This is a genomic window from Balneola sp. (assembly GCA_003712055.1).
Classification (GTDB): Bacteria; Bacteroidota; Rhodothermia; order Balneolales; family Balneolaceae; genus RHLJ01.
This window is the reverse complement of sequence record RHLJ01000004.1, coordinates 196,874-222,803: the sequence shown is the minus strand read 5'-3', so window position 1 is coordinate 222,803 and position 25,930 is coordinate 196,874. Positions and strand designations below refer to the sequence as shown.

Genomic DNA, 25,930 nt, shown 5'->3' with positions numbered 1-25,930 from the left:
GTAGTTAGCAGCTTTTTGTACATAATTATTTGATAAGAGCCATTTGCCTGGTGATTACTTCCCTTGCGGTTTGTAAACGGTAGATATAAATACCACTTGATAAGTTAGTTGCATCAAAAAGCACATCGAATTCACCTGCTTGTTGAACACCCTCAAATAAAGTAGCCACTTTTTGTCCCTGAATATTGTAAACCGCCAAGCTGATCTCTCCCGGGTTTGTCAGACTGTATGAGATCGTCGTCTGAGGATTAAACGGATTCGGGAAATTCTGACTAAGTGAGATTTCGGTAGGAGCGTCACCTGGCTCATTAGAAACTACATTGGCAACAGTAAGGGTAATTGGAACGGAATATTCCTGATTCTGAGGATCATTAGTTCGTACCCTCATCGATGATGTATAAGTTCCAGCAGAAACGCCCACGGTCGTAAACTGTAATGTTGTTGAGGAAGAGCCTCCTTCAACCGCAAACCCTGTTTGTTCAGTTAAATTTAGCCATGGGTAGGGGGCGCTTATCTTTCTTATCTCGATATCATCAAGATCAAAATTAGAACCAACAACCTGGCTTCTGTTTAATACAACCATTTCGCCGGGACTGAAACCTCCTACATAACCATTGTTTGCAATGGTTACCCCATTAAGCAGATAATTGATTTCCTGGTCATCAGGATTTACTACCATTGTTAGCTCGTAGTACTGATTCGCATTTATTACAGAACCCGTACCAAAGAAGCTTACTCCGCCGCTCTCGTTTTCATCCGCTGCAAATAAAGTCCCTTGAGCTATGATAGCTCCGGCTGTAAACTCTCCATTATTCGCATCTGTAATGTATATGTCGTAAACATCACTGGTAGTTGATACCGAGAAGTTTACTGTAATTTCGTATTCACCAAATAGTTGGTAACCAAAGAATGGAGCACTAATAAAACGAGTATTCTCCGTTCCATCTCCGTTTATTCTTAGATGATTACTTCCCGTATTCGGATTATTGGTTGAGATATCAAACTCGTCCCCTGATGTAGATCTCCATTCCTGAATGCCACCAAAAGTTCCGCTAAAGAAACCATCTCCACCTTCGAAAGATGTAGAGTAAATGGTTTCCTCTGCTACGCTTTTTGACTTCGCGTTTAATAATCCGGAATAATTAGCCGGAGCAGAAATAACTCTGGTAAAGTCGGCCGGAGCAATAGTTTGTCCTGTATTTTTAGCTCTTTTGAACTGTGAATCAAATCGGAAATCTATATCCCAAACCAATAAGCTTTGCCCACTGTTTGAAACCTCATACGGTATGTTCTGATTTTCTTCTCTATTCATTTGAATAGAAATAGTATTCGCTGATACATCAGCCGAAGGGGACTCAGTATTGCTGGTTCTGTATTTAGAGATAGTGCGCTTAATAAGCCTCATGCTTCTCACATTATCGGCAGGAAACTGGCTACTACTTGAACCCGTTGCTGACCCCAAATAGATAATATTCGGACTGGAGAAATACGGAGCTTCTTGCTGACCATTATCCGAATACGACATTACCGTATGGTAACTAGCCGTAGTATTTTGATACCCCACTGAGTACTGGAATAACCCCCCGCCTTCATCGGCTGCTGACGAAGATTGAGTTCTGGAGTGTGAATTCCCCATATTATGACCAATTTCGTGCATCAGGGTATAAGTATCCGCCACTTGCTGAACCCGGTTTAAATTAAAGGCGAAATAAGGATCTCCGCCTGTACTTCCTAGTCTCCAGCCTAAACCTCCGGTGTCACTAATAAGCGCAAGAAGCGCCACCACATCTGCTCCGGAGTTATCCCTGATAGAGTGAACTTCTTCCAAAAAGCCATTATGCCCATCACCCGGATCAAAAACCGGGTCACTGTCATTTTGTGTAAGCCTTGATAATCTTTCTTCCGAACCTACTCCATCTGTTTCTTCATTGTAGGTGGTTTTAGTGGTATTCACCAATCGTAGATCAATGTTTGTTCCGCTATTATCTAAGGCTGTTTGTGAGAGATTTACAGCTTGAGCAATCACTGCTTCAATAGTTCCAAACCCTGTTGTTCCTGCCCAGTCTTCTGATGCTTGGGTATATACAATCATTAAATCAATAGCTACGCTATCATCTTCTGTAGAAACTAATGGTGCAGCTGAACTAACAGGATTATTAGTTGTTTTATGGTGAATGTGGGGGGTAGGGATCAATTCATCAGAATGATCAACACCACAAGCTAGTTTGTGTTCTACCCGCTCATTTCGGGGAGAAACAAAATTCTTTGATTTAGCCAAATCATAATTAAAATAGGCCGGTTTCCCGCCTTCGGTGTAGTAAATCCCGTTTAATTTTTCCTCTGAATAGGTGAACGCAAAAATCTGCCCTGGTTCACCAACTTTATGTGCCCTTATCGAAACAGTTCCGGGCATATACACTTCCCTGGCAAGCACTACCAGGCGATCGGTTTCACCAGTGGCCAAAGTAACATCTAAAAGTGCTCCCCGATCGAATTCCGGGTTTTCAAAAATTGAGCTATTAAGCTGGAAATAGCTGGTTTCGCTACCAGATTTTGCTTTTTCCAACTCTTGAACATCAAATTGATTTAAAGAAAAAACAGGTTGGCTTTGCGCGTTAGCTAATTGGATGTGCCCTAAACTGATAATACCGATTATGAATACTGATAGTAGCTTTTTCATATGAACTTCTTGATTAAATGAATTGCCCAATATCTAAAACTCGAAGGTAAAAAAGATATTTTTTTGACAGGGCGCTTTAAATCCTAATAAAACTACCTTCCCTTCAAAAGCCCCGTCAAATTCAGTTTATGGATAGGAATTAAGTAGCTGGATAATAACTCGTCTTTATGGATCCCCAATAACCCTGTTCCCCGAAAATCTACCAGGCATACTTTTTCTTCGGCCTGCACAATTTCACCAATGCCGTAAAATTCCGGGCTAGGTCCGTAGTACACTAAATCCCCTTTATTGAGCTCATTATTTGCCCTGCGGTGATAGGGTAAAATAACCGGAAGCAGATCTAGTCGATATGGAAGTCTTCGTTTCCCATTAAGGGGCATTACTTATTCCTCTCAGTATTTCTCTTGTTGAATCGCTTTTATGTTTTATTGTTATCCAAACGGAATGTTCGGGGAGTAAATTTTTAATTTTTTCCGGCCATTCCACAATGGAAATGCCGTCCCCATAAAAATAGTCTTCAGCACCAATTTCAAGTGCTTCCTGAATATTTTTTAAACGATAACAATCAAAATGAAAAATCGGAAGTTCCCCGTCATATTCATTTATCAAGGTAAACGTAGGCGACTGAACCTTACTTTCATCAACACCAAAATAAGAGGCAATACCCTTGGTGAAGTGTGTTTTTCCGGCACCTAAATCACCGGTGAGGCATACCACATCCCCTCTTTTTAACTCTTTGGCTAATTGTACCCCGTGTTGAATAGTATCTTGAACTGATGTACTAAGCATTCCCTTTAGGAGTGAGGGTAGCAACCGGAAGAATCATTTCTTCCATCGAAGCACCCCCATGTTGAAATGAATCTTTATAACGGTTTTGGTACTTATGATAATTGGTTGGATACACGAAGTAGTAATCTTCTTTGGCAATCAGGTAATCGTTCACTTTGCCCAGATAGGGAAGCTTATATTCTTTTGCATTACTGATTTGTATTACCGCCTGATCTTCTACAGCATTTAGATTTCTACCATACTTATACCTGAGACTAGTTGCCGTATCTCGATCGCCATAAACTTTTGTATCTCTTAGCGACCTTACCGACCCATGGTCGGTTGTTACTACTACTGTAACATTTTCGTCTGCTAATTCCTTAAACATTTGTAGTAGCGATGAATGCTGAAACCAGGCTTCGGTAATCGCCCTAAAGGCAGAAACATCAGGAGCAAGTTCTTTTATTACATCCGAATCGGATCGAGAATGCACTAGCGTATCTACAAAATTGAATACAAAGGCAGCAAGTTTCGATTGAGAAAAACTCTTCATCTTCCCTGCTATCTGCCGGCCATCTTCTGCGTTGAGAATTTTTTCGTATTTAAAATTGATGTCTATTCCCGCTCGTTCTAACTGCTTTTTCAGAAGCTCTTCTTCATGACGGTTTAATGAGCTTTCGTCCTGACCCTGATCCCAAAGCTTGGGATACATCTCCGAAATCTCCAGCGGTGAAACCCCTGCAAAAATTGCGTTCCTGGAAAATGGAGTGGCTGTGGGTAAAATCGAATAGTAGAAATCCGTGCTTATATCGAACATCTTAGCTAAGTAAGGCTCAAAAACAAGCCACTGATCATAGCGCATGCAATCGATAAGAAAGAACATGGTTTTCTTTCCTTCTTTCAGGTGCGGAAACACATAGTTTTTGAAAATCTGTGGCGAAACAATTGGGTTATCCTCGTTGCGATCCAGCCAGTTCACATATTCCCGTTCTATGAACTTCCCAAATTCACGGTTGGCATCTACAAACTGTGTATCCAATACTTCTTTTAATGCTTCATCCCCCTCATCCAGATCTATATGCCACTTTGTTAGTTCTTTATAAATCTCGATCCATTCTTTCCAGTTTGTATTTGGATGAATCAGAGAAGAAATACGACCAAAATCCTTTAGGTAAGATTGAGCTGATTTTTCGGATTGAAGCCTGGAGCGTTCCAGAATGCGCTTTACCGTGAGCAGGATTTGGTTTGGATTAACCGGCTTTATGAGGTAGTCAGAGATTTTTGCTCCGATAGCGTCTTCCATAATAGACTCTTCTTCACTCTTTGTAATCATTACAACCGGAAGCAATGGCTGTGCGGCTTTGATTACCTCGAGTGTTTGAAGTCCATCCATACCTGGCATTTGTTCATCAAGGAAGACAATATCAAAAGCTTTTTCCTGGATCATAGATACTGCATCCTCTCCGTTGGTCACAGGAGTAATTTCAAAGTCTTTCTTTTCTAAAAAGAGTATATGCGATTGCAGCTGATCAATTTCGTCGTCAGCCCAAAGAATTGATGGCATTCTTAGTAAAAGTTTTAATTAACGGTAATAAAGATAAAGTGAGTTCGGGATAAAATCTGTTTAATACAGTTACCGTGGTTTTAAAGTCATTCCTACGAAGGCAGGAATCTAGATTCCGGGCATACGCCACGGAATGACTAAACGGGGCTTTCTGTGGATATCTTATCTCAAAATCACATGAAAATAGTAACTATTTGCCCAGCTGTATCATTAATTATCATTTTCTATTATCAGAAAAGGTTTAATCTTTTCAAGGGTTTTATCTCCAATCCCTTTTACGTTTACCAACTCCTCAACGGAAGTAAATGGTCCATTAGTTTCCCGGTATTCAATTATTCTTTGTGCGTAGCTTTTTCCTATTCCCGGAAGGCTTTCTAATTCTTGTAGAGTTGCAGTATTTAAGTTTATAGATGCTAACTTTATCTCTATTCCTGATAATTGTTGTGCAATAATTAAAGAGTCGGAAGGGGAGTATTTTTCCAACTGACCAGCTTCTTTCTGACCTATTAATGCGGTTTTCCGTTCGAACTCCTCCAGAATTTGAGCATGATTCTCAGGGGGAGGAACAACTTTTTCCTTAATAAGTATTTGAATAACTGACAGAAGTACTATCACAAGGATGAGGGAAGAAACAGTAACTCTCTCAGTATGAGTGATATTTAGCTTATCAACCCAAAAAAACCAGGATCGTCTAAATTTATCTTTATCCATAAGAGCAAGATATTGCTTGCTCAATTAGAATATAATTTCATTCTTTGTCAACTTGTTTTCCTTGGAAGGAAATGGGATGTTTGGGCGGATACTCCTATGAGCAAAACGCATTATTTCACATATAATGATCAGCGTATCGCCTTTGAGGTAGAGGGCCAGGGCAAAGCTTTACTTATTCTCCATGGATGGGGAAGCAGTCGGCGGGCAATGATGCCCATTGCCAAAAGCCTTGCTTCAATTCGGTCTTGTTATGTGTTGGATCTGCCAGGGTTCGGAGAATCTAATGACCCATCAGAAGCCTGGGCAATAGATGATTATGCCGATGCTGTTCAGGCTTTCATCGAAAAACTCCCTGATGATCATATAGATGTATTAGTGCACTCTTTTGGGGGAAGAATTATGCTCAAGCTCCTTACCCGTCCAAAAGGAAAGCAAATCATCCAAAAAGTATTGATAACTGGTGGAGCTGGTATGAAGCCCCAACGCTCCTGGCAGTATTACTTCAGGAAGTACACCGCCAAAACCCTGAAAGCTCCTTTTATGATTCTACCAAATCCGCTTCGAGAAAAAGCTTTGGGTTGGCTTAGAGGTACGGGTGTATGGAAAAGCCTTGGGTCAAGTGATTATTCCAAGCTTTCTGGGGTAATGAGAGAAACCTTCGTAAAATCAGTTAATGAATACCTGGAAGATTACCTGCCTGAGATCTCTCATGAAACCCTTCTACTTTGGGGAAGAAATGATGACGCCACTCCCATCTATCAGGCAGAAAGGATTGAAAAAGGTGTTGAAAATGCAGCTCTGGTAGTTATTGAAGATGCCGGGCATTATGCGTTCCTGGATAAGCCCAAGCAGTTTGCTTCAATTGCTACTGCTTTTTTTGAAGCGTAAAAGAAATGAAAAATTAAAGATGAAAAATGAGAGTCATCATCTTTAATTTTGAATTTTTAATTCGTAGATAACATCTAATTCTTCAATTCTCAGCCCTGTACTCACCAGGCTAATCCCCAAATTCTGAGTAGTAGTACTGCTCTCATCGCCATCCTTTCCATAAATAGGATCATCAATGATGGGATAACCCCATTCAGCTAAATGTAATCGTATTTGATGGGTTCGACCAGTTTCTGGTATGCATTTAATAACGGCTGAATCCTCATCCTTAGAAATCACTTCGAAATGAGTTACGGCTTCTTTAGAGCCTTCAAGATCATAGCCTGTTTCAAAAACAAAGCCCTGTTTCCTTCTAATAGGCGTATCAATAGTGATGGTCTTTTCTTTTGGAGTACCGCTCACTTGTGCCAAATATCCCTTTGCAACTTTTCCCTCCGAGAAGCATTGCATTACTTTTTTTGCAAAGCCTTTTGATTTTGCAAAAAGCACGATACCTGAGGTAACCGCATCCAGGCGATGAGTGATTCTTAAATCCTCATATCCCATTTTCTTTAAAATTTCGGAAAGACTGTTCTTGAAATATCTGCCCCCCGGATGCATAGGCATGGGCGCCGGTTTAAACACAATCAGATAATCTTCTGTCTCCTCTAGAATTTCGATTTCATCGGGAATTGAAGGCTCTATTACTTTAGGATTATGATGGTAGATCATATCTGTTTCTAAAAGAATATGATCCGGATCGTTTTTCTGTTCTTGAACCCAAACCCTCCCTGAACTTATTCGCTGTTTCCATTCCTTAGCTGGGTAAAATGGAAATTTGGTGGTCATGAGGTGAAGTAACGAGGTGCCTACAAACTCGGTATCTACCCCAAACTCATGCGTAATTGGATAGGGCTCAACTAAGCGAACTTTCCTACTAAGCTGGTTCTTCGTCCTGAAGAGTTCTTTGCTTAAAATCGTCTCCAAAGTAGTTGTACCATTTTCGGAAAGGTTTAAAGGCATTTTCAGGATCGAAAGGCCTTTTATATTCACTTTTCTTGCACTCTTCACTGCAGCAACCCTCCATGATGTGGGCTCCTTCCTCAGAGCAAACAAAGAGCTTGTTACACTCCATATTCGCACAGTTCACATAGGTATCGGCAGGTTTACCTGTGATTTCGCAATGTGCTATTGGTGCCAGGTCATTAGGGTTTACCGGAATAATCAGGCGGTCATCAAAAACAAAGCATTTTCCCTCAAAATGAGCCCCATCCTCTTCTTTAGCGTAGTTGAGAATACCTCCATGAAGCTGATTCACATCTTCCCAACCTTGCTCCTTCATCAGGACTGAGAATTTCTCGCAACGGATACCCCCTGTGCAATACATAAGCACCTTTTTATCCTTTGGGATCTCAGCGCCAGCCAGCCAGTCCGGGAAATCATAGAAATTGTCCAGATCAGGGGTAATTGCTCCTTTAAAATGCCCCACTTTAGATTCATAATTGTTCCGAACATCAATCATCACATAGTCATCTCCTGATTCCATAACCTGTCTCCACTCTGCAGGCTGTAAATGAGCCCCCCCTCTTACAGGATCAACCCCATCCATATGAAGAGAAACTATCTCCTCTCTTACTTTGCAAATCAGCTTTGCAAAAGGAATATATTCGCTTTCATCTTCCTTGAATTCAGTATTCTCAAAACCTGGTAAAGACCACAGGTAATTTTTGTAGGCTTCGATTTGGTCTTTTGTGCCAGCAGCCGTTCCGTTTATCCCTTCCGAAGAAATATAAATTCGGCCTTTGAGTCCCAATTCTTTGCAGAATTTCTTATGCTGAGCACTAAATGTATCGGGACTATCGATTTGACTAAAATTGTAATAAAGAATAACCTGGTACATCTTTAGAAATAGATTACACGATGTTGCTTTTTTTTCCGTTAAAAGAAACATCAAATTTAAGGAAAATCATTGAAAAAGAGGGGTTCATAATTGATGCGCACCATGTTAAAAGCCAGCACACTTTTAGTTGCAGTATTTTTCGCTTTTTCAGCTACTGCTCAAGAAACTCATAATCACCATCTCGAAATGCTGGAAGAATATTACTCCGGTAAGATTACTGCTGATGAGGCGGTTTCTAAACAGCTTGAGGTTTATAGAGAAGCTCAAGCACAAAGAACGCTGTTGAAATGCATTACTCCGCTAAACGTGTTTGTGCATAAGAATAAAGGCTCTCTTTCTGCTGAAACGCTTAATGATTTTGAACAAACTATCGGAAGTACTTCTTTGCAATCGGCAGCAACATATATTTCTGAATCCGGAAAATTTGAAATTAACTATGAAGTGGTTGGAAGCGACGCTGTTCCTCCTGCTGATAATAATGATAACTCGATACCCGATTATGTAGAGTGGGTAGCTGAAGCAGCTGACTTTTCCTATGAACATGAAATTGAGACGCTCGGATTTACTGATCCTATCCCTAATGGAAGCAGCTATAAGGTATTTATCAGAGATTTAGGCGCTTATGGACTAACCCGTACCAGTGCTTCAGATCCCGGGGGTACGGTAATTGAAATTGAAAATGATTTCGTTGGATTTCCTCCAAACGATGACCCTGAAGGAGATCAGAAAGGAGCGATAAAAGTAACAATGGCTCACGAGTTTAAGCATTCCATACAATTTACTCAGACGGGCTGGAGTGGCGATTCGGATCGATGGGTTGAAATGGACGCTACATTATTGGAAGAGGTCGTTTATGACCAGGTAAACGACTACTACAATTATATTTCAGGTTTTGGAAGTGATCTCTTTAGTAGTGCTTCTACTACTCTTATTCCAGGTTCTTATGAGGATATTACGTGGTCACTTTACTTTCATGAAAAGTATGGCGAGCTATTTTGGACCGATGTTTGGAGCCGAATTGAAAACAATGTTTCTTTGCCCTTACTAACTGCTGTAGATCAAGAACTTGTAAGCATGGGAGAGAGTTACCTGGAATCAGTGTTAGAATCTTATATGTGGCATTTTGCTTCCGGCCCAAGTCATACAGCCAGCGGCTTTGGTTTTGATGAAGCCAGTAATTACCCGGGGCCAACCCTTACTCAAACCTTTAACGGATTGTTTACTGAGCTAAGTAACGAGTTTCAAAATGCACGATTCTCAGCCAAGTACTTTTTACTAAACCCAAATACTGACTCTGAAGGAAAACTTCGATTAAATTTGAATGTATCGTCCTCTGACATCCAGATTGGGCTTTTGATTTACAGTAATTCGGATAATACTGTTGAACCATATTATGTAACCGCCCCTACTGCTAATAATACTGTTGAAGTAAATACAGACTTCGACTGGAATACCATTGAGAAGGTGGGCATTGTCGTTGTAAATACGGATCAGGTTTCCCCCCAAACTTTTACCTTTTCAATCTCTGATTATATCTCTTCGGGTATCGACACAAGTGAAATCCCTGGCGCTATTGAACTTAGTCAAAACTACCCGAACCCTTTCAATCCAAATACTAACATCCGGGTGACTACTCCTCAAGCCGAAAGGGTTACGCTAAAAGTTTATGATTATATGGGCAGGGAAATACAAACCTTGTTTGATGGAAACCTAAACCAGGGTACTCATAATTTCTTATTTGATGCTTCTCAACTTTCGTCTGGAGTATATTTTTATCGATTGGTAAGTGACGCCGGAAGCATTTCCAAAACAATGACCCTCCTGAAATAATGAGAGTCTAACGATGAATAAGCTTGAATGAGGTAACTTTTTTGCCACAAAAGCTCAAAACACTAGCGCTTAGTTATTCAGTGGTTTTGTGGCTCTCTACAGTCCAGAATATCTAAAAAGACTAATCAATAGAAAGCTCTTTTAATCCTTCGACTATTGGGGTAAAAGAAGAAATATTGAATGAGGTGATAGAAAGCATCCGTAACATCTTGATTTCGGCCAAAGGAGCAGCAAAGGATTTCCAGGCCAAATAGCCTTCTTTAATTGCAAAGTGCTCGGGGTTCTTATCCTCAAGAATAGCCGTGGTTTCTTCAAGATTTAGATCCTGGGTATAGGAAAGGATTGAAGCCAGCAAAATATTCAACATACCATGAACCTTCGATTGTAAAGAATAATTATAGGTCGGGAAAAGAGCGTTATCTATTCCCGAAAATTTTATCGCCACATTTGCATCCCGGGCAAATAAAATCACATCTGCTAAATACTTTTCAGAGGGAACATTCGTGCCGGAACACTTTATTTTTAACCCGGAAAAAAGGTAGTTATTCACTTTCCTTTTCATAATCGACTTATTGTGTACTGCAATAACCTTAGTAATTTTTTTGGTGATGTCTGCATCAAATTCATCGCCAGGCACCTCAAAAAACACCCTATGAGGAAGTAGTCTGGATTCAGCAAAACTACTCACAGCTGCTTCAAGTGCTTTTACTAACTCTTCTGGGTTCATGTTCGCTACACTCTCTGCTGGGAGCTTTAGCTCAAGAATATTAGTACGAACCTCTCCAGGGTATCCGGAGTGTACATTCATGGTTTCCTTTTCAATCCTGTTTATACCATGCTTGAACTCAAATAATGTATGTGCTTCGAGGCCTGAAATACATAGCTCAAGGGGGCCTTTGAGCTGGTCTTTCTTATCTGCGAATGTAGCCATTAATGAAAGCTCCTCTATTGGCATCACAAAACTTGATAGCATCCAGGAATACTTCGAATAGGAAAAATCTACAAATCCTCGCAACGCCTGTTGTAGGCTGAGCTCTGCAGGTGGTTCCAGAGCTGAATAATTTATGGATGATGCGAGTAGTTGTTGGAGTGAGGAAACCATAGGTCAGAAAATACAAATCCACTACTTTTCAAAAAATGTAATCGCACGATTTTGATGTTATTTCTCTGTCAATGTAATTAGATCCAGAATCAATGCGTCTGATATCCTCAACCCTCTTTTTGTTGGTTTGATTTCGTCCTTTTCTATCTCAAAAAGCCCCTCTTTTTCTTTTTGAATAATATACTCCTCTTGTTTTCTATTCAGCGCTATTCCATAGTTAATTTCCAGTTCGCTTCTGGAGATACCTTTAATTGTTCTAAGCCCAAGCATTATTCTCTCTTCAAACAATTCCTGTTGCCCAAGCTCTTCTAATTCATTTTGTTTTTTCCAAGAGTTATTCAAGTAAGAAATTAAATTCTTTTCGTTACTCCATCTTTCAGCCTTTCCGGTTTTGTTATTTCTCCAAAATGAATGTGCTCCCGGTCCAAAGCCTAAATAGTTCTGATGACTCCAGTATGAGGAATTATGTAATGCCTCAAGTCCAGGCTTGGAGAAGTTGCTAACCTCATATTGATGAATACCCTCTTTAAGTAATAAATCCCCTACAAGATCGAAATGTTGTGCTACTTCTTCCTCTTCGGCGGGTATCAACCTTCCTAATTCATACTGTTTCCCCAGCCTTGTTTTAGGCTCAATAGTTAATGAGTAAGCAGAAATATGTGGGGGCTTAAAATCTAAGAGAGTTTGGATATCCTGCTCAAGAGCTTTTAAAGTCTGACCAGGATTTCCGTAAATCAAATCCACGGAAAAAACATCGAATCCGGTCTTGCTGAGCATTTCCAGGCTTTGTAAGGCCTCATCCCTTGTATGAGCTCGATTCATAAACTTCAGCAAAGACGCATCGAAAGTTTGGACACCCATACTCAATCTGTTGATGCCTATGGATTTCAATTCACGCAGGTAATCATGAGTTGCGTCATCCGGATTCAGTTCAAGAGTAAGCTCTTTAAGCTCTGTCCGAAAAGTTTCATGAATAGCTATCAGTATGCGCTCAATTTGTTGGGCTGAAAGTAACGAGGGAGTACCCCCGCCAAGATACACGGTTTGCACTACCTCATCTGCATACTGAGTACCCTGCCTTGATTCAATCTCACGTATGAGTTTCTCGACAAAAGCCTCTTTATTCTCCTGGCGGGTTACGAAATAAAAATCACAGTACGAGCACGCTTGTTTACAAAAAGGGATATGGATATAAAGACCGCTCATCAATTTTTCAATTCTCAATGGTTCAATTTACAATTATCAATGCAAGGCGTTCACATTGTAAATTGATAATTGAAAAATTGATTACTGCTTGTAAAACGGATTGCTTTCATATTCATCCTTCCCCTGAAAAGCCCGGCTATATTTTATATAGTTCTGAGAATACTTTTTTATTGATGCTATTTCTTCTTCTGAAAGTTTTCGTACGGGTTTTGCTGGTGATCCCATATATAAAAAGCCGCTTTGCAGTGTTTTATTTGGCGGAACTAAGGTACCCGCTGCGACGATCACATCCGATTCAATTACGGCTTTATCTAATATGGTAGCGTTTATCCCTATCAACACACGATCATTGACCGTGCAACCATGTACAACAGCCCCATGTCCAATGGTTACTTCGTCGCCTATTAGGGTAGGGCCTGTCTGGTTCATCACATGGATGCATACATTGTCCTGTACATTGGTGCGATCTCCGATTTTGATCCAGTTTACGTCTCCTCTGATAGTGACATTGAACCAAACGCTGCTCTGCTCTCCAATCTGCACATCTCCAATAATGTCCGCGCTTTCAACTACGAATGCAGTTTTATGTATCTGAGGTGATTTTCCTAAAAAGTCTTTTATCATTCGAATAAAGGTATAATCAAAAATATATAGGCCGCTGTAACCAGGACTAAGGCAAACATATAAAAAATCATTATCCCAAGAGATTTAAAAACAGCTGTTACCCATTTCTGCTCAAAGGTCTTTTTTGTGTAGATAACGAGAAAAATATAGGTTAAGGCCTGAGCTGGAATACTTAAAATTAATGCTAAGGTGGGAACCCAGTTTTCGTCAAAGTTTCCTCCCAACCAAACGGTAAATAACTCAATCATTAAGAATACAAACCATACTGTATGTATGTGTAAAGAGAAGATGAGGTATTCCACGTAAAAGGCTTTTCTCTTTAAGTGAAATAACTGGGTAATCCAGGCAAATACCGGAACCAAAAGAAATAGGGCGTATTGAATTACCGTACCCATCGCTGACATTCCATCCTGATCATCTCCTGAAAAGTCAATAAAAAATACCTCCTTACTATCGGTAATTTGAATAAGGAGAAAATAGACGATGCTTATAGAAAGATATATCCGAAGAGGTGGAAGATATTGAGCTCTCTTTCCATCAATATATTCCTTGGTAACCTTCCCTGGTTTAAGAAAAAGATCCTTAAGTGTCCTCAGCCAACGGTTATCTACATTGAAGAGTGTCTCAACAGCATCTCTAATAAAAAGTCGAAGGGGTAATTTTGTGGGTTGGAACTTCTGACCACAATTGGAGCAGTAATTGCCATCTACATGTGTACCACAGTTTAGACAAGACCCCGATTTAGCTGCCTCCGGTTTTTCTTTCATCCCTAAAAATAAAAAAGGTTTCGATGCAAACCACCGAAACCTTTTTAAAGGGATGTAAGAGTAAAGAACTCAGAAGGCATCCATTCAACCCATTCTTACTTCTTATTCTTTAATGAATATTCTTTAGTTCATATACCTATCTACGATAGCCTTAAAGCCTTCATAGGTAGGAGGATTGTTCTCAATCTCATCTCCATTAATAAAGAATGTAGGAGTAGAAGAAACCTGTAAATCTCTACCTTCTCTTCTGTCAGCCATTACAATCCGGTTCATATCTGCCGAGTTCATATCCTGCTGGAATTGCTCCACGTTCAGTCCAATTGCCTGTGCATAGCCAATAAAAATTGATTCTGCATTACCTTGCGACCACTGCTCCTGCCCTTCAAATATCATGTCGTGCATTTCCTGGTATTTACCTTGCTTTCGGGCCGCCTCAACCGATCTTGCTGCAACATGAGCGTATGGGTGAATACTTAAAGGAAAATGCTTTACAACAATATTGATATCATCACCAAAATCTTCCTTTAATTGGTGCTCATAATTGTGAAAGTATTTACAGGCCGGACATTGGTAATCACTATACTTTACCAAAGTTACCTTGGCATCAATATTTCGATCTTGTTGTACCTGACTTAATGCCTGTGCTGAAGTATTTGTACTTTGAGCTGTTTGTGAATTTGATTGAGTTTGGCTTTGATTCTGGCATGCTGTACCTACCAGACACGCACTTAAGAGTAACAGGGTTATTAGATTTTTCTTCATGTCTTAATTCTTGTTAAGCTTCACTAGCTGTTTTCTTTCTCACTTTACTAAAATGACGGGATAAGATAGTATCAATTTTGCCAATTATCTCACCCAGTTGTTCTTCTTTTACATTCTTGCCAAACGAAAATCGTACAAATTGCCGTGCTTCTTCATCGGTTCTACCAATTCCCTTCATAGTCCTGTTTGGCTTTTCACTTCCCACCTGACAAGCACTACCAGTAGAGATCGCAATTCCTGCCTGATCACACTCCAACATCAGAAACTGTCCTTCAATACCAGGAAAACGAGCCCCTAATATATAGGGAGAAGATTTACCCGGGTCCCCTTCTTCAACAAACTCATAGTCGAGGCCTTTTAAGGCTTGAGTAAATTGCTTCTTAAACTTGGAAACACGCTCAAATTCTTTTTCTGCTTCTGAAATAGTCTCTTTTGCTGCTGCTGCAAATGCCGCCATTGCAGGTACATTATCGGTTCCTTTCTTAAGCTTCGGCCTATCGTCGGGATCATAAAAATAAGGTTTCCATTCTACTTCAGGATTTATCCAAACTGCACCAATACCCTTAGGGCCATATATCTTATGTGCTGAAATTGAAAGAGCATCAATAGGAAGAGCTTTCACATCAAGAGGTAGTTTGCCATAGCTTTGAACCATATCAGAGTGAAACAGAATCTCCTTTTCCTTCAGAAAAGCTCCAATCTCTTTAATAGGCTGAATGGTTCCTATCTCTGAATTAACATGTTGGATGGAGACCAATGCTGTTTCTTTTGTTATGATACTTTTTAAATCTTCCAGGCTAACCTCACCTTGCTCATTCACTTTAAGCCAGCTGACTGAGTACCCCTCTTCCTCCAGTTTCCGGAACACATCAATAATAGAAGCGTGTTCAATAGTGCTTGTAATGATGTGATTTTTTGATGGTGATAAGCCATCAAGTAAGGCTCTTATTGCAAGGAAACTGGACTCCGTAGCACCGGAAGTAAAATGGATCGCCTTTGCATCTGCGCCTAATGATTGTGCAATTGCACGAGCTGATGCTTCCTTAATCTGAAGAGCCGACGAACCCGCTTCATGCAGGCTGCTTGCATTACCAAAGTACCTTTGAGCTACTGAAGAATAGACCTCCATAGCCTTTTCACTTATTGGGGTAGTAGCAGCATAATCCAGGTAGATCATCGTTATCGCTCTTCTTATTTAAAAATTCTATCTTCTGAGCCCTTAAAAATACCAAAAAGTTCCGCTTAAACAGATAATGAATCCCGTTGCACTCACAAAAATAATAGCTAATGCATTGTCAGAAGATCTTGGAATGGGAGATCTGACTACAAATGCTATTTTTGAATCAAAAGAAAAAGCTACCGGGATTTTTACCGCTAAAGCGGATGGTGTATTAGCTGGCCTGGATGTAGTTCAAGAAACCTATAACCAGTTGGGTGAACTAGTTTCTATCGACTTTAAGAAAAAAGATGGTGATGCTGTTTCAAAGGGAGAGGAAATTGCAACGGTTCAGGGTAGCGTAAAAACCTTGCTCTCAGGAGAGCGGGTTATTCTGAACCTGGTTCAACATATGAGCGGAATTGCTACACAAACAGCGGAGCTAGTTGCCAAACTTGACGACCCTTCCATATCAGTTGTTGATACTCGCAAAACTCTACCCGGATTGAGAGTTCTTCAGAAATATGCCGTATCTTGTGGGGGCGGTAAAAACCATCGTTTCCGGCTGGATGATGGTATTATGATCAAGGATAATCATATTAAAGCAGCTGGTGGCATAAAGGAAGCTATTGCAAAGGCCCAGTCTAATGTAGGGCACATGATTAAGATCGAAGTAGAAACGGAATCTAAGGCACAAGTGTTAGAGGCTGTTGAACATGGAGCAGACGTTATTATGTTGGATAACAGAAGTCCTGAAGAAGTGAAAGAAATGGTAGGCATTATCCCGGATTCAATTATCGTCGAGATTTCCGGGGGCATTACCTCTGAAAATATTAGCACCTACAAAGGTTGTGGGGCACATGTAATATCAGTTGGGGCATTAACCCATTCTGTAAAAGCGCTTGATATAAGTTTTAATTTACACTCGTAACTTTGAGTTATGGACGTATTAGATATTTTAGAAATTGAATCCGATGTTTCCCTTCCTGAGAGATATTCCACGCTTTCTGTGCAGGAAATGGAACAACGTGTTAGAGAGATAAAAAACAATTTCGGATCTCGACTATTTATCCCGGGCCATCATTATCAAAAGGATGAGGTCATTCAATTTGCTGACGCCCGCGGCGACTCCCTAAAACTCGCTCAAATCTGTGCAGATATGCCAGATGCCGAGTATATCGTTTTCTGTGGAGTACACTTCATGGCCGAAACGGCAGATATGCTTACCAAGCAAAATCAGAAGGTAATTTTACCTGACCTACGCGCCGGCTGTTCTATGGCCGATATGGCTGATATTGACCAAACCGAAAAGGGCTGGGAGAAAATGCAAGCTATCTGGGGAGATACTATCCTTCCTCTTACCTATGTGAATTCCACAGCAGCCATTAAAGGATTTGTGGGAAAACATGGAGGCGCATGCGTGACCTCCGGAAATGTGAAAAAAATGTTGGAGTGGGCTTTCACTCAAAAAGAACGCATCCTTTTCTTACCCGACCAGCACCTTGGGAGAAATACTGCTTATGATTTAGGAATACCGTTGGAACACATGGCCGTTTATGCTCCTCTCACTCAAAGTTTTGAGTATGAGGGTGAATGGGAAGATGTTAAGGTGATTCTTTGGAAAGGCCACTGCTCGGTACACGAGAAGTTTAATGTGCAGCATGTCGAGAATTTGAGAAAAAAAGATCCTGAGATAAACATTATTGTCCATCCTGAATGCACCTTCGATGTAGTTCAGGCATCCGACTATGCCGGTTCAACAAATTACATTATCGATACCATCAAGAATGCTCCCGCTGGAACAAAGTGGGCCATTGGTACAGAGATGAACCTGGTAAACCGGATTATTGATGAGCATCCTGACAAAGAGATTGTTTCTCTGAATCCTTTCATGTGCCCGTGCCTGACCATGAACCGGATTGATCTTCCACATCTATTATGGAGCCTCGAAAAACTGGAACAAGGTGAAGTAGTAAACCACATTACGGTCTCTGAAGAAGTAACTAAAAATGCGGTTCTTTCTTTAGAGAGGATGCTTCAGCTTAGTTAGCATCACCGATCGGACACTAAATTGAGTTCAGTGCATACTAGTTTCGAGACTGAATAAAATCTTATATAGATCCAGAACTTAAACACGTTGGCGTTTTACCAACTAATCCATGGAATACTATAAAATCATACTTGCTACCTTAGCTTTAATTGGGGTTGGCTACTTGGTTTTAAAATTGGTTTTGGAGTCAGGCTTTGAAAAATTGGATAAGGATGCTATTACACTTTCAGAATGGTCTTATCAGAATCCAGATCAAGATGATTTATCCGAAGCAATACAATCTACTGGCATTGCAAAAAGAATGAAAGATATCTATCCCAGTCTTTCAGAACGTTATCAATACACCTCTTTCAATGAAAAATATTTTGTTGTACTAACCGGCTACAATACACTTGACGACGGAATTTGGTTTTTTGCAACACCTACATATACAAGAGTTTTAATTGTTGACCGTAATACTGAGAAGGTTGTCTTAAGAAAATTATTTTTCAAAGACCTGACCAATGCAAAGCTTATTGATGATGAATTATATTTCAGATACGATAATCCATTTTTATGGGAGCTAGTCACTAATTTTTATAGATTGGATAAACTAGATTCTGAATTAAATAAGCTTGGCAAAACCAGTTTAAACCTAAACTAGCAAGCGATGATATAACAAACATTTTAAGCCGGGTCGTTATGTGCTTTTCTAAATCAATTGATGGATAAAAAAATAACGCTTAATAATTTATTTGAGTTTTCAACCTCATTAGAATCTCATTCTTTGAAATGGATGTTTGAAGATGCCAACGGACTAATTTCAACAGAGTTTTTAGATCAAATTATTCCTCTTAACAATAATGCTTCTCAATACTTATGGAATGTTGAAAGAACCCAAAAACAATTCCATTCAATCGCAAACATTAAGAAGTATTTCAAGAAGCACTCAGAACTGAAATTTGCCAATAAAGAGAAAACCAAGAAATGGTTGTATCAAAGAGGAATTCCTTTCGACCGTCAAGTATTTTGGGTTTCACAGCCCGATTCAGGATTTATAATGACTTGGAAAATGATTATAAAATTCTCTGAAAACCTATTCTTCGCTCATGATGTATTAGTTTGGGATCAATCACTGAATTGGATCTTACTTTTTAGTCACGATGATATCTTTTGTTTTGGGGAGGAATTCGATTCTACAATTTTGAATAAAGAAACTGAGACACTTACTAAACTGATTTACAACTTTAAATCAAACAAATAACAAGTCTTTCAAGCTGAGTCGGTATTTGTAAGTAATTTATCTTCCAATTGAAAAACCAACCCTATATCATTTATCGTTTTGCTGGTATCACTCGTTTCTGGATGTACTTAGGTTCATTGTTATTTTTATTTGGTGGATCAATAGCCGTATTTCAAGAGTTTCTAATTGGTTTAATACTATTTGCCTTCGCCTCATTTAGTATTTGGATGGCTATTGAAACATCTACGAAAATCATTATTACACCAAAAAACATAAAACGCGAAAAGCATTTATTCACAGACAGGAAAATTAATTTTCAAAGCATCGTTAGTATTTATCACAATAGGTTAATGTCTCGGCTTGAAATTCGAACCAACCAAAATGAAAAATTGTACTTACCGAATCAGCTTGAAAACTTTCATTTTTTAATTGAAACCATACGTAAAAAACGTCCAGACTTATTTTCGGCAGATGGGCTTAATCATTTTCATAGATCAAAATTCATAACGTATTTGATGATTGTGTTTGGTTTAATGATGTTGGGCTTTGGGCTTTTTTTACCAAGTAACGGTGATGATCTTTGGGCAAGATTTATAATTCTCGGGTTCGCTCTTCTTTGTCCTTTTGCTCTTTTATTTGAGGTCCAAGAATTGATAATAAAAAACGATCACTTCACACTTAAATATCCATTTCGGTTAAAACATATTTCGAAAAAGGATATATCAGAAATAACTTTAGAACAAGAGGTTGGTCGATACGGCGCAAGAACTATCTTGATCTATATATTATTAATCAACAATAAAAAAATTAAACTTGGTGGTTTTCTTGAAGGTGATTTAAAAGTTAATGCATCATTACAAAAATGGAATTCAGAGAATTAATCGTAACATAATTAACACATAACAAGCATCTTAAGGCTTAAACTAAAATCATAAATATATCCGTCCCGCTTAAAATACCGGGTCTTTATGTTCTCTAAACAATTCAAAAGTCATGAATGATCTATTAAATTTTCTTCCAATAATCTTCGTTGCTTGTTTCATGGCATTCGTTTTTTGGTCTATGTTTTCTAAGAAAGGAAAAGGTAGAATGCTAGGGGGCTCCATTATTCATACTTCAAGTGAAGAAATAATTCAAACCAAAGGAATTGCTAAATCTGTAATACGCACCCATGTAGTTGAGGCCAAAAATGGCTCAAAGCATATTGGTATTGAGTTATCAGAAAACGCAAAATTAGCTGCCAGTATGACACCGATTAAGTTAACTAAAGAAGAAGCACAAAAACTTGTTCGAATGATTACAGAGGTAGCTAACAGAACATAACAAGTGTTTCAAGTGGAATCGAACGTGGTTCGGAGCCTTAATTTAAACCTCAGACTCGCCATCTAAATACTGGGCATTATAAACACTTATGAAAAACCTTTTTATTATATCTTTTTTTGTTTTAGGAAGTTGTGCTTCTACTTCTCGACCAATGGTTGAACCAACTACTTATTCAAAACCAGATTTTAATGGTGTAGTTGGTTCTTATATAACTACGGATTTAGATGCACAAGCGCCTGATCCAAATCTTATTCTAGTCAATCCAAGTGACTCTGATTTTGAAGGTCCGAAACTCATTCAACCTTTACTGCAGCAAACCGTTGTCAAAAAAGTGTTAAATGGATTCATTTGTCCCGTTCGTGGAAAAGTAGCCGTCGCAGTAATTTTGGATTCTGACGGGACTGTAAAAGCTCCACAACTTCGAAGAGGTATTCATGAGGAATGTGATAAAAAAGCAATTCAAGCAGTCGAGAAAGCTTATGTTTATCCGGCAAAATATAATGGTAAGGCTGTTGCCATGGTTTTAACTTTCCCTATAGAATTCAAATAGTAAAGCGAGAAATAACAAATTAACTACCCATCACTCCGTTCTATTAACAGCAAAAAGCTGATACGGCCATGGGTAAGAATTATCGGGTACCTGGTGGCTTCCAGTCCAGACCACATAGAATGGCGCCGGATCGTTATTGTTTTCTGTAGCAACTGGCTCCCAGTTTTCGATCCCGTCTACGTCAAAATCTTCAAAGGCTATATACCCACCAACCTCATTGGCCTGGTCAGCCGTTGCTGAATCCTCAAAACCGTCGAGCGCCATAAAGGTAAAGGTCGCATTCGGATGGTCTTGTAATTGTGCAGAAAAACCCAGTTCCAAAACATCGCTCAACAAGAATGCACGCAGATTTTTTTCCTTTTCATACACAGTATCGTAATAGGTAATGGCGAAACTGTCTAAGGCATCTTGAAGCTCCATCCTTGTCAGGATGCTTACTTCATTGCCATCCACCCTGAAGCTTATGGTTGGTGAATTGTCATCATCATTATTTGAGGAGCATGCTCCTAGTGCAATTAATGCCAGAAGCAGAATAAATAGTCCATTTTTCATTTTGCCTACCCAGTTTTTCTCTTTGAATTATAGCACCAAAGCTAGGAATATTTTTAACGCGATCTTAACAGAGTTTTAGATTTTTTATTCCTTTTATGTCCCTTAACAGGTTGGCTACCTGTCATATAAATAGTTGGTCATCATTTATAAATCTTAAACACACTTATTATGACAAATTTAGATCGTGCGAAACATATGAACCAGTTAATGGATGAAGGTAAGTTGCTGGAAGCTTTTGATACCTATTACCACGAAAACTCTGTGAAGGTAGAGGGAAACGGAGAAGTTGTAGAAGGAAAAGCAGCAAACCGAGAATTTCAGGTTCAGTGGTTAGAGAGTATAGAAGAATTTCACGGCGGAGGAGTAACTGCTTTGGCTGAAGACCCGGAAAATGGAACAGTAATAATGGAATCCTGGGCTGATGTTAGCTTCAAAGGCGGGGGAAGAATGAAAATCGAGGAAGTAGAAGTACAAACCTGGGAAGACGGGCTAATTACTCATATCCGCTTTTATTACGATTCCTCCAAAATGGGTGGGTAATTTTTATTGTCATTCTGAGCGGTAGCGAGGAATCTTAACGATTGATAAGTCGATAGGATTCTTCGGAAGTATCCTCAGAATGACTTTTTACCCTATTCCATTTCTGAAAAAGAAGATTATAAGTATTAGAATCAATGATTCGATTACCCAAATAATCTTCAATAATCCTTTATCTAATAAGTCGTCTTTTTTTATCAAGGCCAGTAATATTCGTTCGAGAAAAATACCTACAAGGATTGCTGCTAAACCAACTAGATATAATAGTCCGGCCATAGCCCTGCCTCCTCCTGATTCTATAAACAAGTAATAGAATGCCCCTATAGCACAACTTGGAATTCCCACTATTGCTACTATAAGAAATGGGGTTAGAACTGAGCCTTTTTTACTTTCAGACATTGATTTAAGATCAATAATAAATTTCTTTATTTAGATTTTCTTTTTCACTTCATTATAGAATGAAACTAAGCCTTTTTTTTATTACAGCTTTTCTACTAAGTTGTTCTCAACCTCCAAACGAGAGCGAATCTCCCTCCCCTCAATTCATCACTGTACTTGGCATCGCACAAGATGCTGGCTTTCCACAGGCTGGTTGTGAAAATATAAATTGTATGCAGTTTTGGGAGGGAAAGACAGAGCAACGATATGCTACTAGTTTAGGATTAGTCGATTCCGAAACCAACCAACAATGGATGTTTGAGGCAACCCCTGATTTCAAATTTCAGCTACATGAACTTCAAAAAGCTTCCGGTCAAAAAGAACTTTCCGGAATATTTGTTACTCATGCTCATATTGGGCATTATGCGGGCTTAATGCATCTGGGAAGAGAAGTAATGGGAGCAAACCTCATGCCCGTTTATCTTATGCCTCGAATGAGCCTATATCTTCATGAAAACGGGCCATGGAGTCAGTTGATCGCCCTTGAAAACATAAGCCCTATTGGTCAGGCAGCCGATTCCACCATTCAAATTTCCGAATCTCTTTCTGTTACTCCTTTTTTAGTTCCTCATCGGGATGAGTTTTCTGAAACGGTTGGATATCGAATTGAGTCAGAGAACAAAAAGGTGCTGTTTATTCCCGACATCAATAAATGGGATATCTGGGATCGGAGCATTGTAGAAGAAATTTCTAACGTTGATTATGCTTTTCTGGATGCTACCTTTTTTGATTCCAACGAACTCCCTGGAAGAGATATGAGTGAAATTCCGCATCCCTTTGTTGAAGAAAGCCTGGAGCTTTTTAAAGATTTGGATGATTCAGAAAAAGCCAAAATCATCTTCATTCACTTCAACCACACCAACCCGTTAATCCTGAATGGAATGGAGCGTAGGCAAGTAGAAAATCTGGGATATAAAGTAGCATTTGAAGGAATGCGAATTGAATTATAGATTCCGCACAGTGATGTAGTAATAATTACTTATTAATACTTTTAGTTGGGATATTTAGAATAAAGGGGATAAGAAATGAGCACTCGTGAACCAGTAAGGAAAGGAGCCAGCAAAGAAGAATTCTTTGAAGAACAAGCACAAGAGTTTTCTGAAGCTCCTGAACAAACCACGGAGTCCGTAATAGAGGAAGAACCTCTTCCTTATGGAATTCCAGGGATATATAGAAAGGGAGGGTTAACTCTAACATTTTATCCAGAACTTTTACCTACCAATGAGACACTGATTGTCATTTTAAGAAGCAATAAAGGCCCAACCCTTTATATGCCTTACTATCAGAGATTGATCTCAAGCTTAGGTTTAGAGCCTGATTATTTTGATCGGGCTAAAGTAGATTATAGTTTTTCAGGATATAAATTTTACCGCCTTCCTAAATCGCAAGTAGTTGCGATTCGCAATATTCATCCCGTAGAAGAAAGTTATAATACATCCGCACGATTCATTACAGAATTAGTGTCCATTTTCAGAAAGAATTTTAACATTGGCCTCGATTCTATTTTTGATACCTCTCTTTATTATTGGCTATCAGAAACATCTGAGCAAGTAAAAATACCTCCACTTCTCTTTTTGGGGGACATCGGGTTTTTTGAATCAAATCCTATTGCTGTTAGTATGTCTTATCCAGAATCAGCAACGCAGCGATTGGTTAAAGATTTAAGTGGAGGCTGGGAAGAGCTTGGAGCAACCGCTGACCCGGAACCTACACCAAATCCGCCTGCCCGAGATACCTCCCAGCACGACAAAATAGACTTCCATCTGGACAACCCTGCACTGGACGACAAGCTAAGCAGAAGACCCATTGCGGAAGACCTCGCCCGCATTATCAACAATGATATTTTTGGAAATGAGAAATGCTATTCCTTTATGGCGCACCTTCAAGGAAGATGGGGAGAAGGGAAATCCTCCTTTATGAGTTTTCTCGAAGATGGGTTACAACTCCATGGAGACGATAAGTGGATTGTCATTCATTATAATGCCTGGGAAAATCAACACGTCGATCCCCCGTGGTGGACTTTTCTGGACGCACTTTATGCTCAATCAAAAAAGCAGATTGGAGAAAAAAGATCGCTTTTTTCGAGGTGGACATTCCAGTTAAGTGAGTTCATAAATAGGTTTAACAAAGCATCTCTTCGTCTAATCATATTCGTGCTGGTCTTGATAATATTCCTCATGGTTCTGGTACCTTTTGAAGAGAGAATTGCCAATACATTTGCCTTTTTAGCCCCGCTTTTAGGGGAAACAAAAATTACGATTCTTGCATTACTTGGAGGCGGTACACTTGTCACTGTCATCCAATCATGGAGCAAGTTTTTATTCATGCATAATGCGGAAAATGCCCGCCTGTTTGTTGCAAAAACAGAGAATCCAGCAGAGGCTGTTAGAAGCCATTTCGATAATCTTGTCAACTCTATACAAAAACGATCTGGTTCAAAGGAACAACCGTTTAGAATCGCTTTCTTTATAGATGATTTGGATCGATGTGATTCGGGGTATATCGTTAAACTTCTGGAAGGCATCCAAACTATGTTCAATAAGCAAAAGGTATTTTATCTGGTCGCAGCTGATAAACACTGGATTGCCAAAAGCTTTGAACATGAATACGCTAAATATTCTGATACCGTAAAAAAGGGTACTAAGCTTGGGTACTCATTTATTGAGAAGAACTTCCAGCTATCTGTTCGACTTCCTAACCCTTCCCCCGATCAGATAAGCGATTATTGGGATTATATACTGGGACCAAATGATCCCGGAGACAAAAAAGACTCCAAAGAAAATATCGAGGCTTTTAAATCCGAATTCAGCCAAACTACTCAGGAAGAAATTCTTTCCGGAAATGCAGATATCAGCGGGATGTTAGAGAAATATCAGATCAGCCTGGAAGCAGCTCAATCTATCGTTCTTGAAAAAGTAAATGAGACCACAAAGGATATTGAGCATTTATTGAAAGAGTACCACAAGCTAATAGGCAGTAATCCAAGAGCGGTTAAACGCCTGGCAAACCAATACACTATTTACCGTAATATTGTACTCCTCGAACAAGGTCATGTGGAACCCAAAAAACTATTTCGTTGGATTGTACTTCAAAACAGGTGGCCGATTTTGGTAGATCAAATCGAATTAAAGCCAGATGATATCGGCAAGGTCACTAAGGCCTACCTTCAAAATATCAATCTCGATAATCACCTTGAGGCCATCAAATTTGTGATTGGAACAGGAAAGGAACGGCTTACTAAAGATGATGTAAATACATATTCCGGTATAAGTAATTTAGCATTAGACCCTATTAGTAATGATTAGGTATCATCATATAAGA

Annotated in this window: 27 protein-coding genes; 12 read left to right on the top strand and 15 right to left on the bottom strand. The window is 39.4% G+C overall.

Annotated elements, in window-relative coordinates:
* Positions 1-25: 25 nt before the first annotated feature.
* The 5 genes from ED557_10770 to ED557_10750 all read right to left on the bottom strand — a co-directional run bounded on the left by ED557_10770 (position 26) and on the right by ED557_10750 (position 5,723).
* The gene (locus ED557_10770; GenBank protein ID RNC83184.1) at positions 26-2,710 is read right to left on the bottom strand and encodes a T9SS C-terminal target domain-containing protein; all 2,685 of its coding nucleotides are present in this window, start codon (positions 2,708-2,710) and stop codon (positions 26-28) included.
* Between the two features lie 62 nt (positions 2,711-2,772).
* On the bottom strand, positions 2,773-3,060 hold the full coding sequence (locus ED557_10765; GenBank protein RNC83183.1) for a hypothetical protein: 288 nt from the start codon (positions 3,058-3,060) through the stop codon (positions 2,773-2,775).
* Positions 3,050-3,469, bottom strand: coding sequence for a tRNA (adenosine(37)-N6)-threonylcarbamoyltransferase complex ATPase subunit type 1 TsaE (gene tsaE / locus ED557_10760; protein ID RNC83182.1), 420 nt, complete (start codon positions 3,467-3,469; stop codon positions 3,050-3,052). Before tsaE ends, ED557_10765 begins: the two co-directional genes overlap by 11 nt.
* Positions 3,462-5,012 carry a response regulator gene (locus tag ED557_10755; protein RNC83181.1) on the bottom strand — a complete coding sequence of 517 codons (1,551 nt, stop codon included), beginning with the start codon at positions 5,010-5,012 and terminating at the stop codon, positions 3,462-3,464. Before ED557_10755 ends, tsaE begins: the two co-directional genes overlap by 8 nt.
* Before the next feature lie 210 nt (positions 5,013-5,222).
* Entirely contained in the window at positions 5,223-5,723 is a 501-nt protein-coding gene (locus ED557_10750; GenBank protein RNC83415.1) for a helix-hairpin-helix domain-containing protein, read from the bottom strand.
* A 96-nt stretch (positions 5,724-5,819) separates the two neighbouring features.
* Between ED557_10750 and ED557_10745 the strand changes: the two genes are divergently transcribed.
* On the top strand, positions 5,820-6,611 hold the full coding sequence (locus ED557_10745) for an alpha/beta hydrolase (protein ID RNC83414.1): 792 nt from the start codon (positions 5,820-5,822) through the stop codon (positions 6,609-6,611).
* A gap of 42 nt (positions 6,612-6,653) precedes the next feature.
* Here ED557_10745 and ED557_10740 read toward each other — a convergent pair whose 3' ends face one another.
* Both ED557_10740 and ED557_10735 read right to left on the bottom strand, forming a co-directional pair.
* A complete protein-coding gene (locus ED557_10740; GenBank protein ID RNC83180.1) occupies positions 6,654-7,613 on the bottom strand; it encodes an RluA family pseudouridine synthase in 960 nt (319 codons plus the stop codon).
* The gene (locus ED557_10735; protein ID RNC83179.1) at positions 7,528-8,490 is read right to left on the bottom strand and encodes a rhodanese-related sulfurtransferase; all 963 of its coding nucleotides are present in this window, start codon (positions 8,488-8,490) and stop codon (positions 7,528-7,530) included. The genes ED557_10740 and ED557_10735 overlap by 86 nt, the downstream gene beginning before the upstream one ends.
* 93 nt (positions 8,491-8,583) lie before the next feature.
* Here ED557_10735 and ED557_10730 point away from each other — a divergent pair, with 93 nt between their 5' ends.
* Positions 8,584-10,320, top strand: a complete 1,737-nt coding sequence (locus tag ED557_10730) for a T9SS C-terminal target domain-containing protein (GenBank protein RNC83178.1) — start codon at positions 8,584-8,586, stop codon at positions 10,318-10,320.
* Positions 10,321-10,441: 121 nt separating this feature from the next.
* Here ED557_10730 and ED557_10725 read toward each other — a convergent pair whose 3' ends face one another.
* The 6 genes from ED557_10725 to ED557_10700 form a co-directional block, all read right to left on the bottom strand.
* Positions 10,442-11,422 (bottom strand): hypothetical protein, encoded by a 981-nt coding sequence (locus tag ED557_10725; protein ID RNC83177.1) that lies wholly within the window; start codon positions 11,420-11,422, stop codon positions 10,442-10,444.
* A gap of 57 nt (positions 11,423-11,479) precedes the next feature.
* On the bottom strand, positions 11,480-12,628 hold the full coding sequence (gene hemW / locus ED557_10720; GenBank protein RNC83176.1) for a radical SAM family heme chaperone HemW: 1,149 nt from the start codon (positions 12,626-12,628) through the stop codon (positions 11,480-11,482).
* An 81-nt stretch (positions 12,629-12,709) separates the two neighbouring features.
* Positions 12,710-13,252: a gamma carbonic anhydrase family protein gene (locus ED557_10715; GenBank protein ID RNC83175.1), complete on the bottom strand. Its 543-nt coding sequence runs from the start codon at positions 13,250-13,252 to the stop codon at positions 12,710-12,712.
* Positions 13,249-14,019 carry a DUF3667 domain-containing protein gene (locus tag ED557_10710; protein ID RNC83174.1) on the bottom strand — a complete coding sequence of 257 codons (771 nt, stop codon included), beginning with the start codon at positions 14,017-14,019 and terminating at the stop codon, positions 13,249-13,251. Before ED557_10710 ends, ED557_10715 begins: the two co-directional genes overlap by 4 nt.
* Positions 14,020-14,142: 123 nt before the next feature.
* The gene (locus ED557_10705; GenBank protein ID RNC83173.1) at positions 14,143-14,781 is read right to left on the bottom strand and encodes a hypothetical protein; all 639 of its coding nucleotides are present in this window, start codon (positions 14,779-14,781) and stop codon (positions 14,143-14,145) included.
* A gap of 13 nt (positions 14,782-14,794) precedes the next feature.
* The gene (locus ED557_10700) at positions 14,795-15,958 is read right to left on the bottom strand and encodes an aminotransferase class V-fold PLP-dependent enzyme (protein ID RNC83172.1); all 1,164 of its coding nucleotides are present in this window, start codon (positions 15,956-15,958) and stop codon (positions 14,795-14,797) included.
* 76 nt (positions 15,959-16,034) lie between these two features.
* On the opposite strand from ED557_10700, the gene nadC reads away from it, so the two are divergent.
* From nadC to ED557_10665, 7 genes are all read left to right on the top strand, one after another.
* Complete coding sequence (gene nadC, locus ED557_10695; GenBank protein ID RNC83171.1) at positions 16,035-16,868, top strand: carboxylating nicotinate-nucleotide diphosphorylase; 834 nt, start codon at positions 16,035-16,037, stop codon at positions 16,866-16,868.
* 9 nt (positions 16,869-16,877) lie between these two features.
* Positions 16,878-17,987 carry a quinolinate synthase NadA gene (gene nadA, locus ED557_10690; protein ID RNC83170.1) on the top strand — a complete coding sequence of 370 codons (1,110 nt, stop codon included), beginning with the start codon at positions 16,878-16,880 and terminating at the stop codon, positions 17,985-17,987.
* Between the two features lie 109 nt (positions 17,988-18,096).
* Positions 18,097-18,630, top strand: a complete 534-nt coding sequence (locus tag ED557_10685) for a hypothetical protein (GenBank protein ID RNC83169.1) — start codon at positions 18,097-18,099, stop codon at positions 18,628-18,630.
* Positions 18,631-18,690: 60 nt separating this feature from the next.
* Positions 18,691-19,230, top strand: a complete 540-nt coding sequence (locus tag ED557_10680) for a hypothetical protein (protein RNC83168.1) — start codon at positions 18,691-18,693, stop codon at positions 19,228-19,230.
* Positions 19,231-19,277: 47 nt separating this feature from the next.
* Positions 19,278-20,090, top strand: a complete 813-nt coding sequence (locus ED557_10675) for a hypothetical protein (protein RNC83167.1) — start codon at positions 19,278-19,280, stop codon at positions 20,088-20,090.
* Positions 20,091-20,250: 160 nt separating this feature from the next.
* A complete protein-coding gene (locus ED557_10670; GenBank protein RNC83166.1) occupies positions 20,251-20,532 on the top strand; it encodes a hypothetical protein in 282 nt (93 codons plus the stop codon).
* 88 nt (positions 20,533-20,620) lie between these two features.
* The gene (locus ED557_10665) at positions 20,621-21,082 is read left to right on the top strand and encodes a TonB family protein (GenBank protein ID RNC83165.1); all 462 of its coding nucleotides are present in this window, start codon (positions 20,621-20,623) and stop codon (positions 21,080-21,082) included.
* A gap of 30 nt (positions 21,083-21,112) precedes the next feature.
* Here ED557_10665 and ED557_10660 read toward each other — a convergent pair whose 3' ends face one another.
* Positions 21,113-21,634, bottom strand: a complete 522-nt coding sequence (locus tag ED557_10660; GenBank protein ID RNC83164.1) for a hypothetical protein — start codon at positions 21,632-21,634, stop codon at positions 21,113-21,115.
* 195 nt (positions 21,635-21,829) lie between these two features.
* Here ED557_10660 and ED557_10655 point away from each other — a divergent pair, with 195 nt between their 5' ends.
* Positions 21,830-22,174, top strand: a complete 345-nt coding sequence (locus ED557_10655; protein ID RNC83163.1) for a nuclear transport factor 2 family protein — start codon at positions 21,830-21,832, stop codon at positions 22,172-22,174.
* Between the two features lie 87 nt (positions 22,175-22,261).
* Here ED557_10655 and ED557_10650 read toward each other — a convergent pair whose 3' ends face one another.
* Positions 22,262-22,570: a hypothetical protein gene (locus tag ED557_10650; GenBank protein RNC83162.1), complete on the bottom strand. Its 309-nt coding sequence runs from the start codon at positions 22,568-22,570 to the stop codon at positions 22,262-22,264.
* Between the two features lie 59 nt (positions 22,571-22,629).
* Between ED557_10650 and ED557_10645 the strand changes: the two genes are divergently transcribed.
* Both ED557_10645 and ED557_10640 read left to right on the top strand, forming a co-directional pair.
* Positions 22,630-23,559 carry a pyrroloquinoline quinone biosynthesis protein PqqB gene (locus tag ED557_10645; GenBank protein ID RNC83161.1) on the top strand — a complete coding sequence of 310 codons (930 nt, stop codon included), beginning with the start codon at positions 22,630-22,632 and terminating at the stop codon, positions 23,557-23,559.
* 75 nt (positions 23,560-23,634) lie between these two features.
* Positions 23,635-25,914, top strand: coding sequence for a hypothetical protein (locus tag ED557_10640; protein RNC83160.1), 2,280 nt, complete (start codon positions 23,635-23,637; stop codon positions 25,912-25,914).
* Positions 25,915-25,930: the final 16 nt, after the last annotated feature.

Bases quoted from the DNA above. Each gene is read 5' to 3' on its own strand.
- ED557_10765 (RNC83183.1), bottom strand. From the start codon at position 3,060: ATGCCCCTTAATGGGAAACGAAGACTTCCATATCGACTAGATCTGCTT.
- ED557_10660 (RNC83164.1), bottom strand. From the start codon at position 21,634: ATGAAAAATGGACTATTTATTCTGCTTCTGGCATTAATTGCACTAGGA.
- ED557_10680 (RNC83168.1), top strand. From the start codon at position 18,691: ATGGATAAAAAAATAACGCTTAATAATTTATTTGAGTTTTCAACCTCA.
- ED557_10710 (RNC83174.1), bottom strand. From the start codon at position 14,019: ATGAAAGAAAAACCGGAGGCAGCTAAATCGGGGTCTTGTCTAAACTGT.
- ED557_10705 (RNC83173.1), bottom strand. From the start codon at position 14,781: ATGAAGAAAAATCTAATAACCCTGTTACTCTTAAGTGCGTGTCTGGTA.
- nadC (RNC83171.1), top strand. From the start codon at position 16,035: ATGAATCCCGTTGCACTCACAAAAATAATAGCTAATGCATTGTCAGAA.
- tsaE (RNC83182.1), bottom strand. From the start codon at position 3,469: ATGCTTAGTACATCAGTTCAAGATACTATTCAACACGGGGTACAATTA.
- ED557_10685 (RNC83169.1), top strand. From the start codon at position 18,097: ATGGAATACTATAAAATCATACTTGCTACCTTAGCTTTAATTGGGGTT.
- nadA (RNC83170.1), top strand. From the start codon at position 16,878: ATGGACGTATTAGATATTTTAGAAATTGAATCCGATGTTTCCCTTCCT.
- hemW (RNC83176.1), bottom strand. From the start codon at position 12,628: ATGAGCGGTCTTTATATCCATATCCCTTTTTGTAAACAAGCGTGCTCG.
- ED557_10730 (RNC83178.1), top strand. From the start codon at position 8,584: ATGCGCACCATGTTAAAAGCCAGCACACTTTTAGTTGCAGTATTTTTC.
- ED557_10740 (RNC83180.1), bottom strand. From the start codon at position 7,613: ATGCCTTTAAACCTTTCCGAAAATGGTACAACTACTTTGGAGACGATT.
- ED557_10755 (RNC83181.1), bottom strand. From the start codon at position 5,012: ATGCCATCAATTCTTTGGGCTGACGACGAAATTGATCAGCTGCAATCG.
- ED557_10700 (RNC83172.1), bottom strand. From the start codon at position 15,958: ATGATCTACCTGGATTATGCTGCTACTACCCCAATAAGTGAAAAGGCT.
- ED557_10715 (RNC83175.1), bottom strand. From the start codon at position 13,252: ATGATAAAAGACTTTTTAGGAAAATCACCTCAGATACATAAAACTGCA.
- ED557_10745 (RNC83414.1), top strand. From the start codon at position 5,820: ATGAGCAAAACGCATTATTTCACATATAATGATCAGCGTATCGCCTTT.
- ED557_10650 (RNC83162.1), bottom strand. From the start codon at position 22,570: ATGTCTGAAAGTAAAAAAGGCTCAGTTCTAACCCCATTTCTTATAGTA.
- ED557_10735 (RNC83179.1), bottom strand. From the start codon at position 8,490: ATGTACCAGGTTATTCTTTATTACAATTTTAGTCAAATCGATAGTCCC.
- ED557_10670 (RNC83166.1), top strand. From the start codon at position 20,251: ATGGCATTCGTTTTTTGGTCTATGTTTTCTAAGAAAGGAAAAGGTAGA.
- ED557_10725 (RNC83177.1), bottom strand. From the start codon at position 11,422: ATGGTTTCCTCACTCCAACAACTACTCGCATCATCCATAAATTATTCA.
- ED557_10750 (RNC83415.1), bottom strand. From the start codon at position 5,723: ATGGATAAAGATAAATTTAGACGATCCTGGTTTTTTTGGGTTGATAAG.
- ED557_10645 (RNC83161.1), top strand. From the start codon at position 22,630: ATGAAACTAAGCCTTTTTTTTATTACAGCTTTTCTACTAAGTTGTTCT.
- ED557_10655 (RNC83163.1), top strand. From the start codon at position 21,830: ATGAACCAGTTAATGGATGAAGGTAAGTTGCTGGAAGCTTTTGATACC.
- ED557_10665 (RNC83165.1), top strand. From the start codon at position 20,621: ATGAAAAACCTTTTTATTATATCTTTTTTTGTTTTAGGAAGTTGTGCT.
- ED557_10640 (RNC83160.1), top strand. From the start codon at position 23,635: ATGAGCACTCGTGAACCAGTAAGGAAAGGAGCCAGCAAAGAAGAATTC.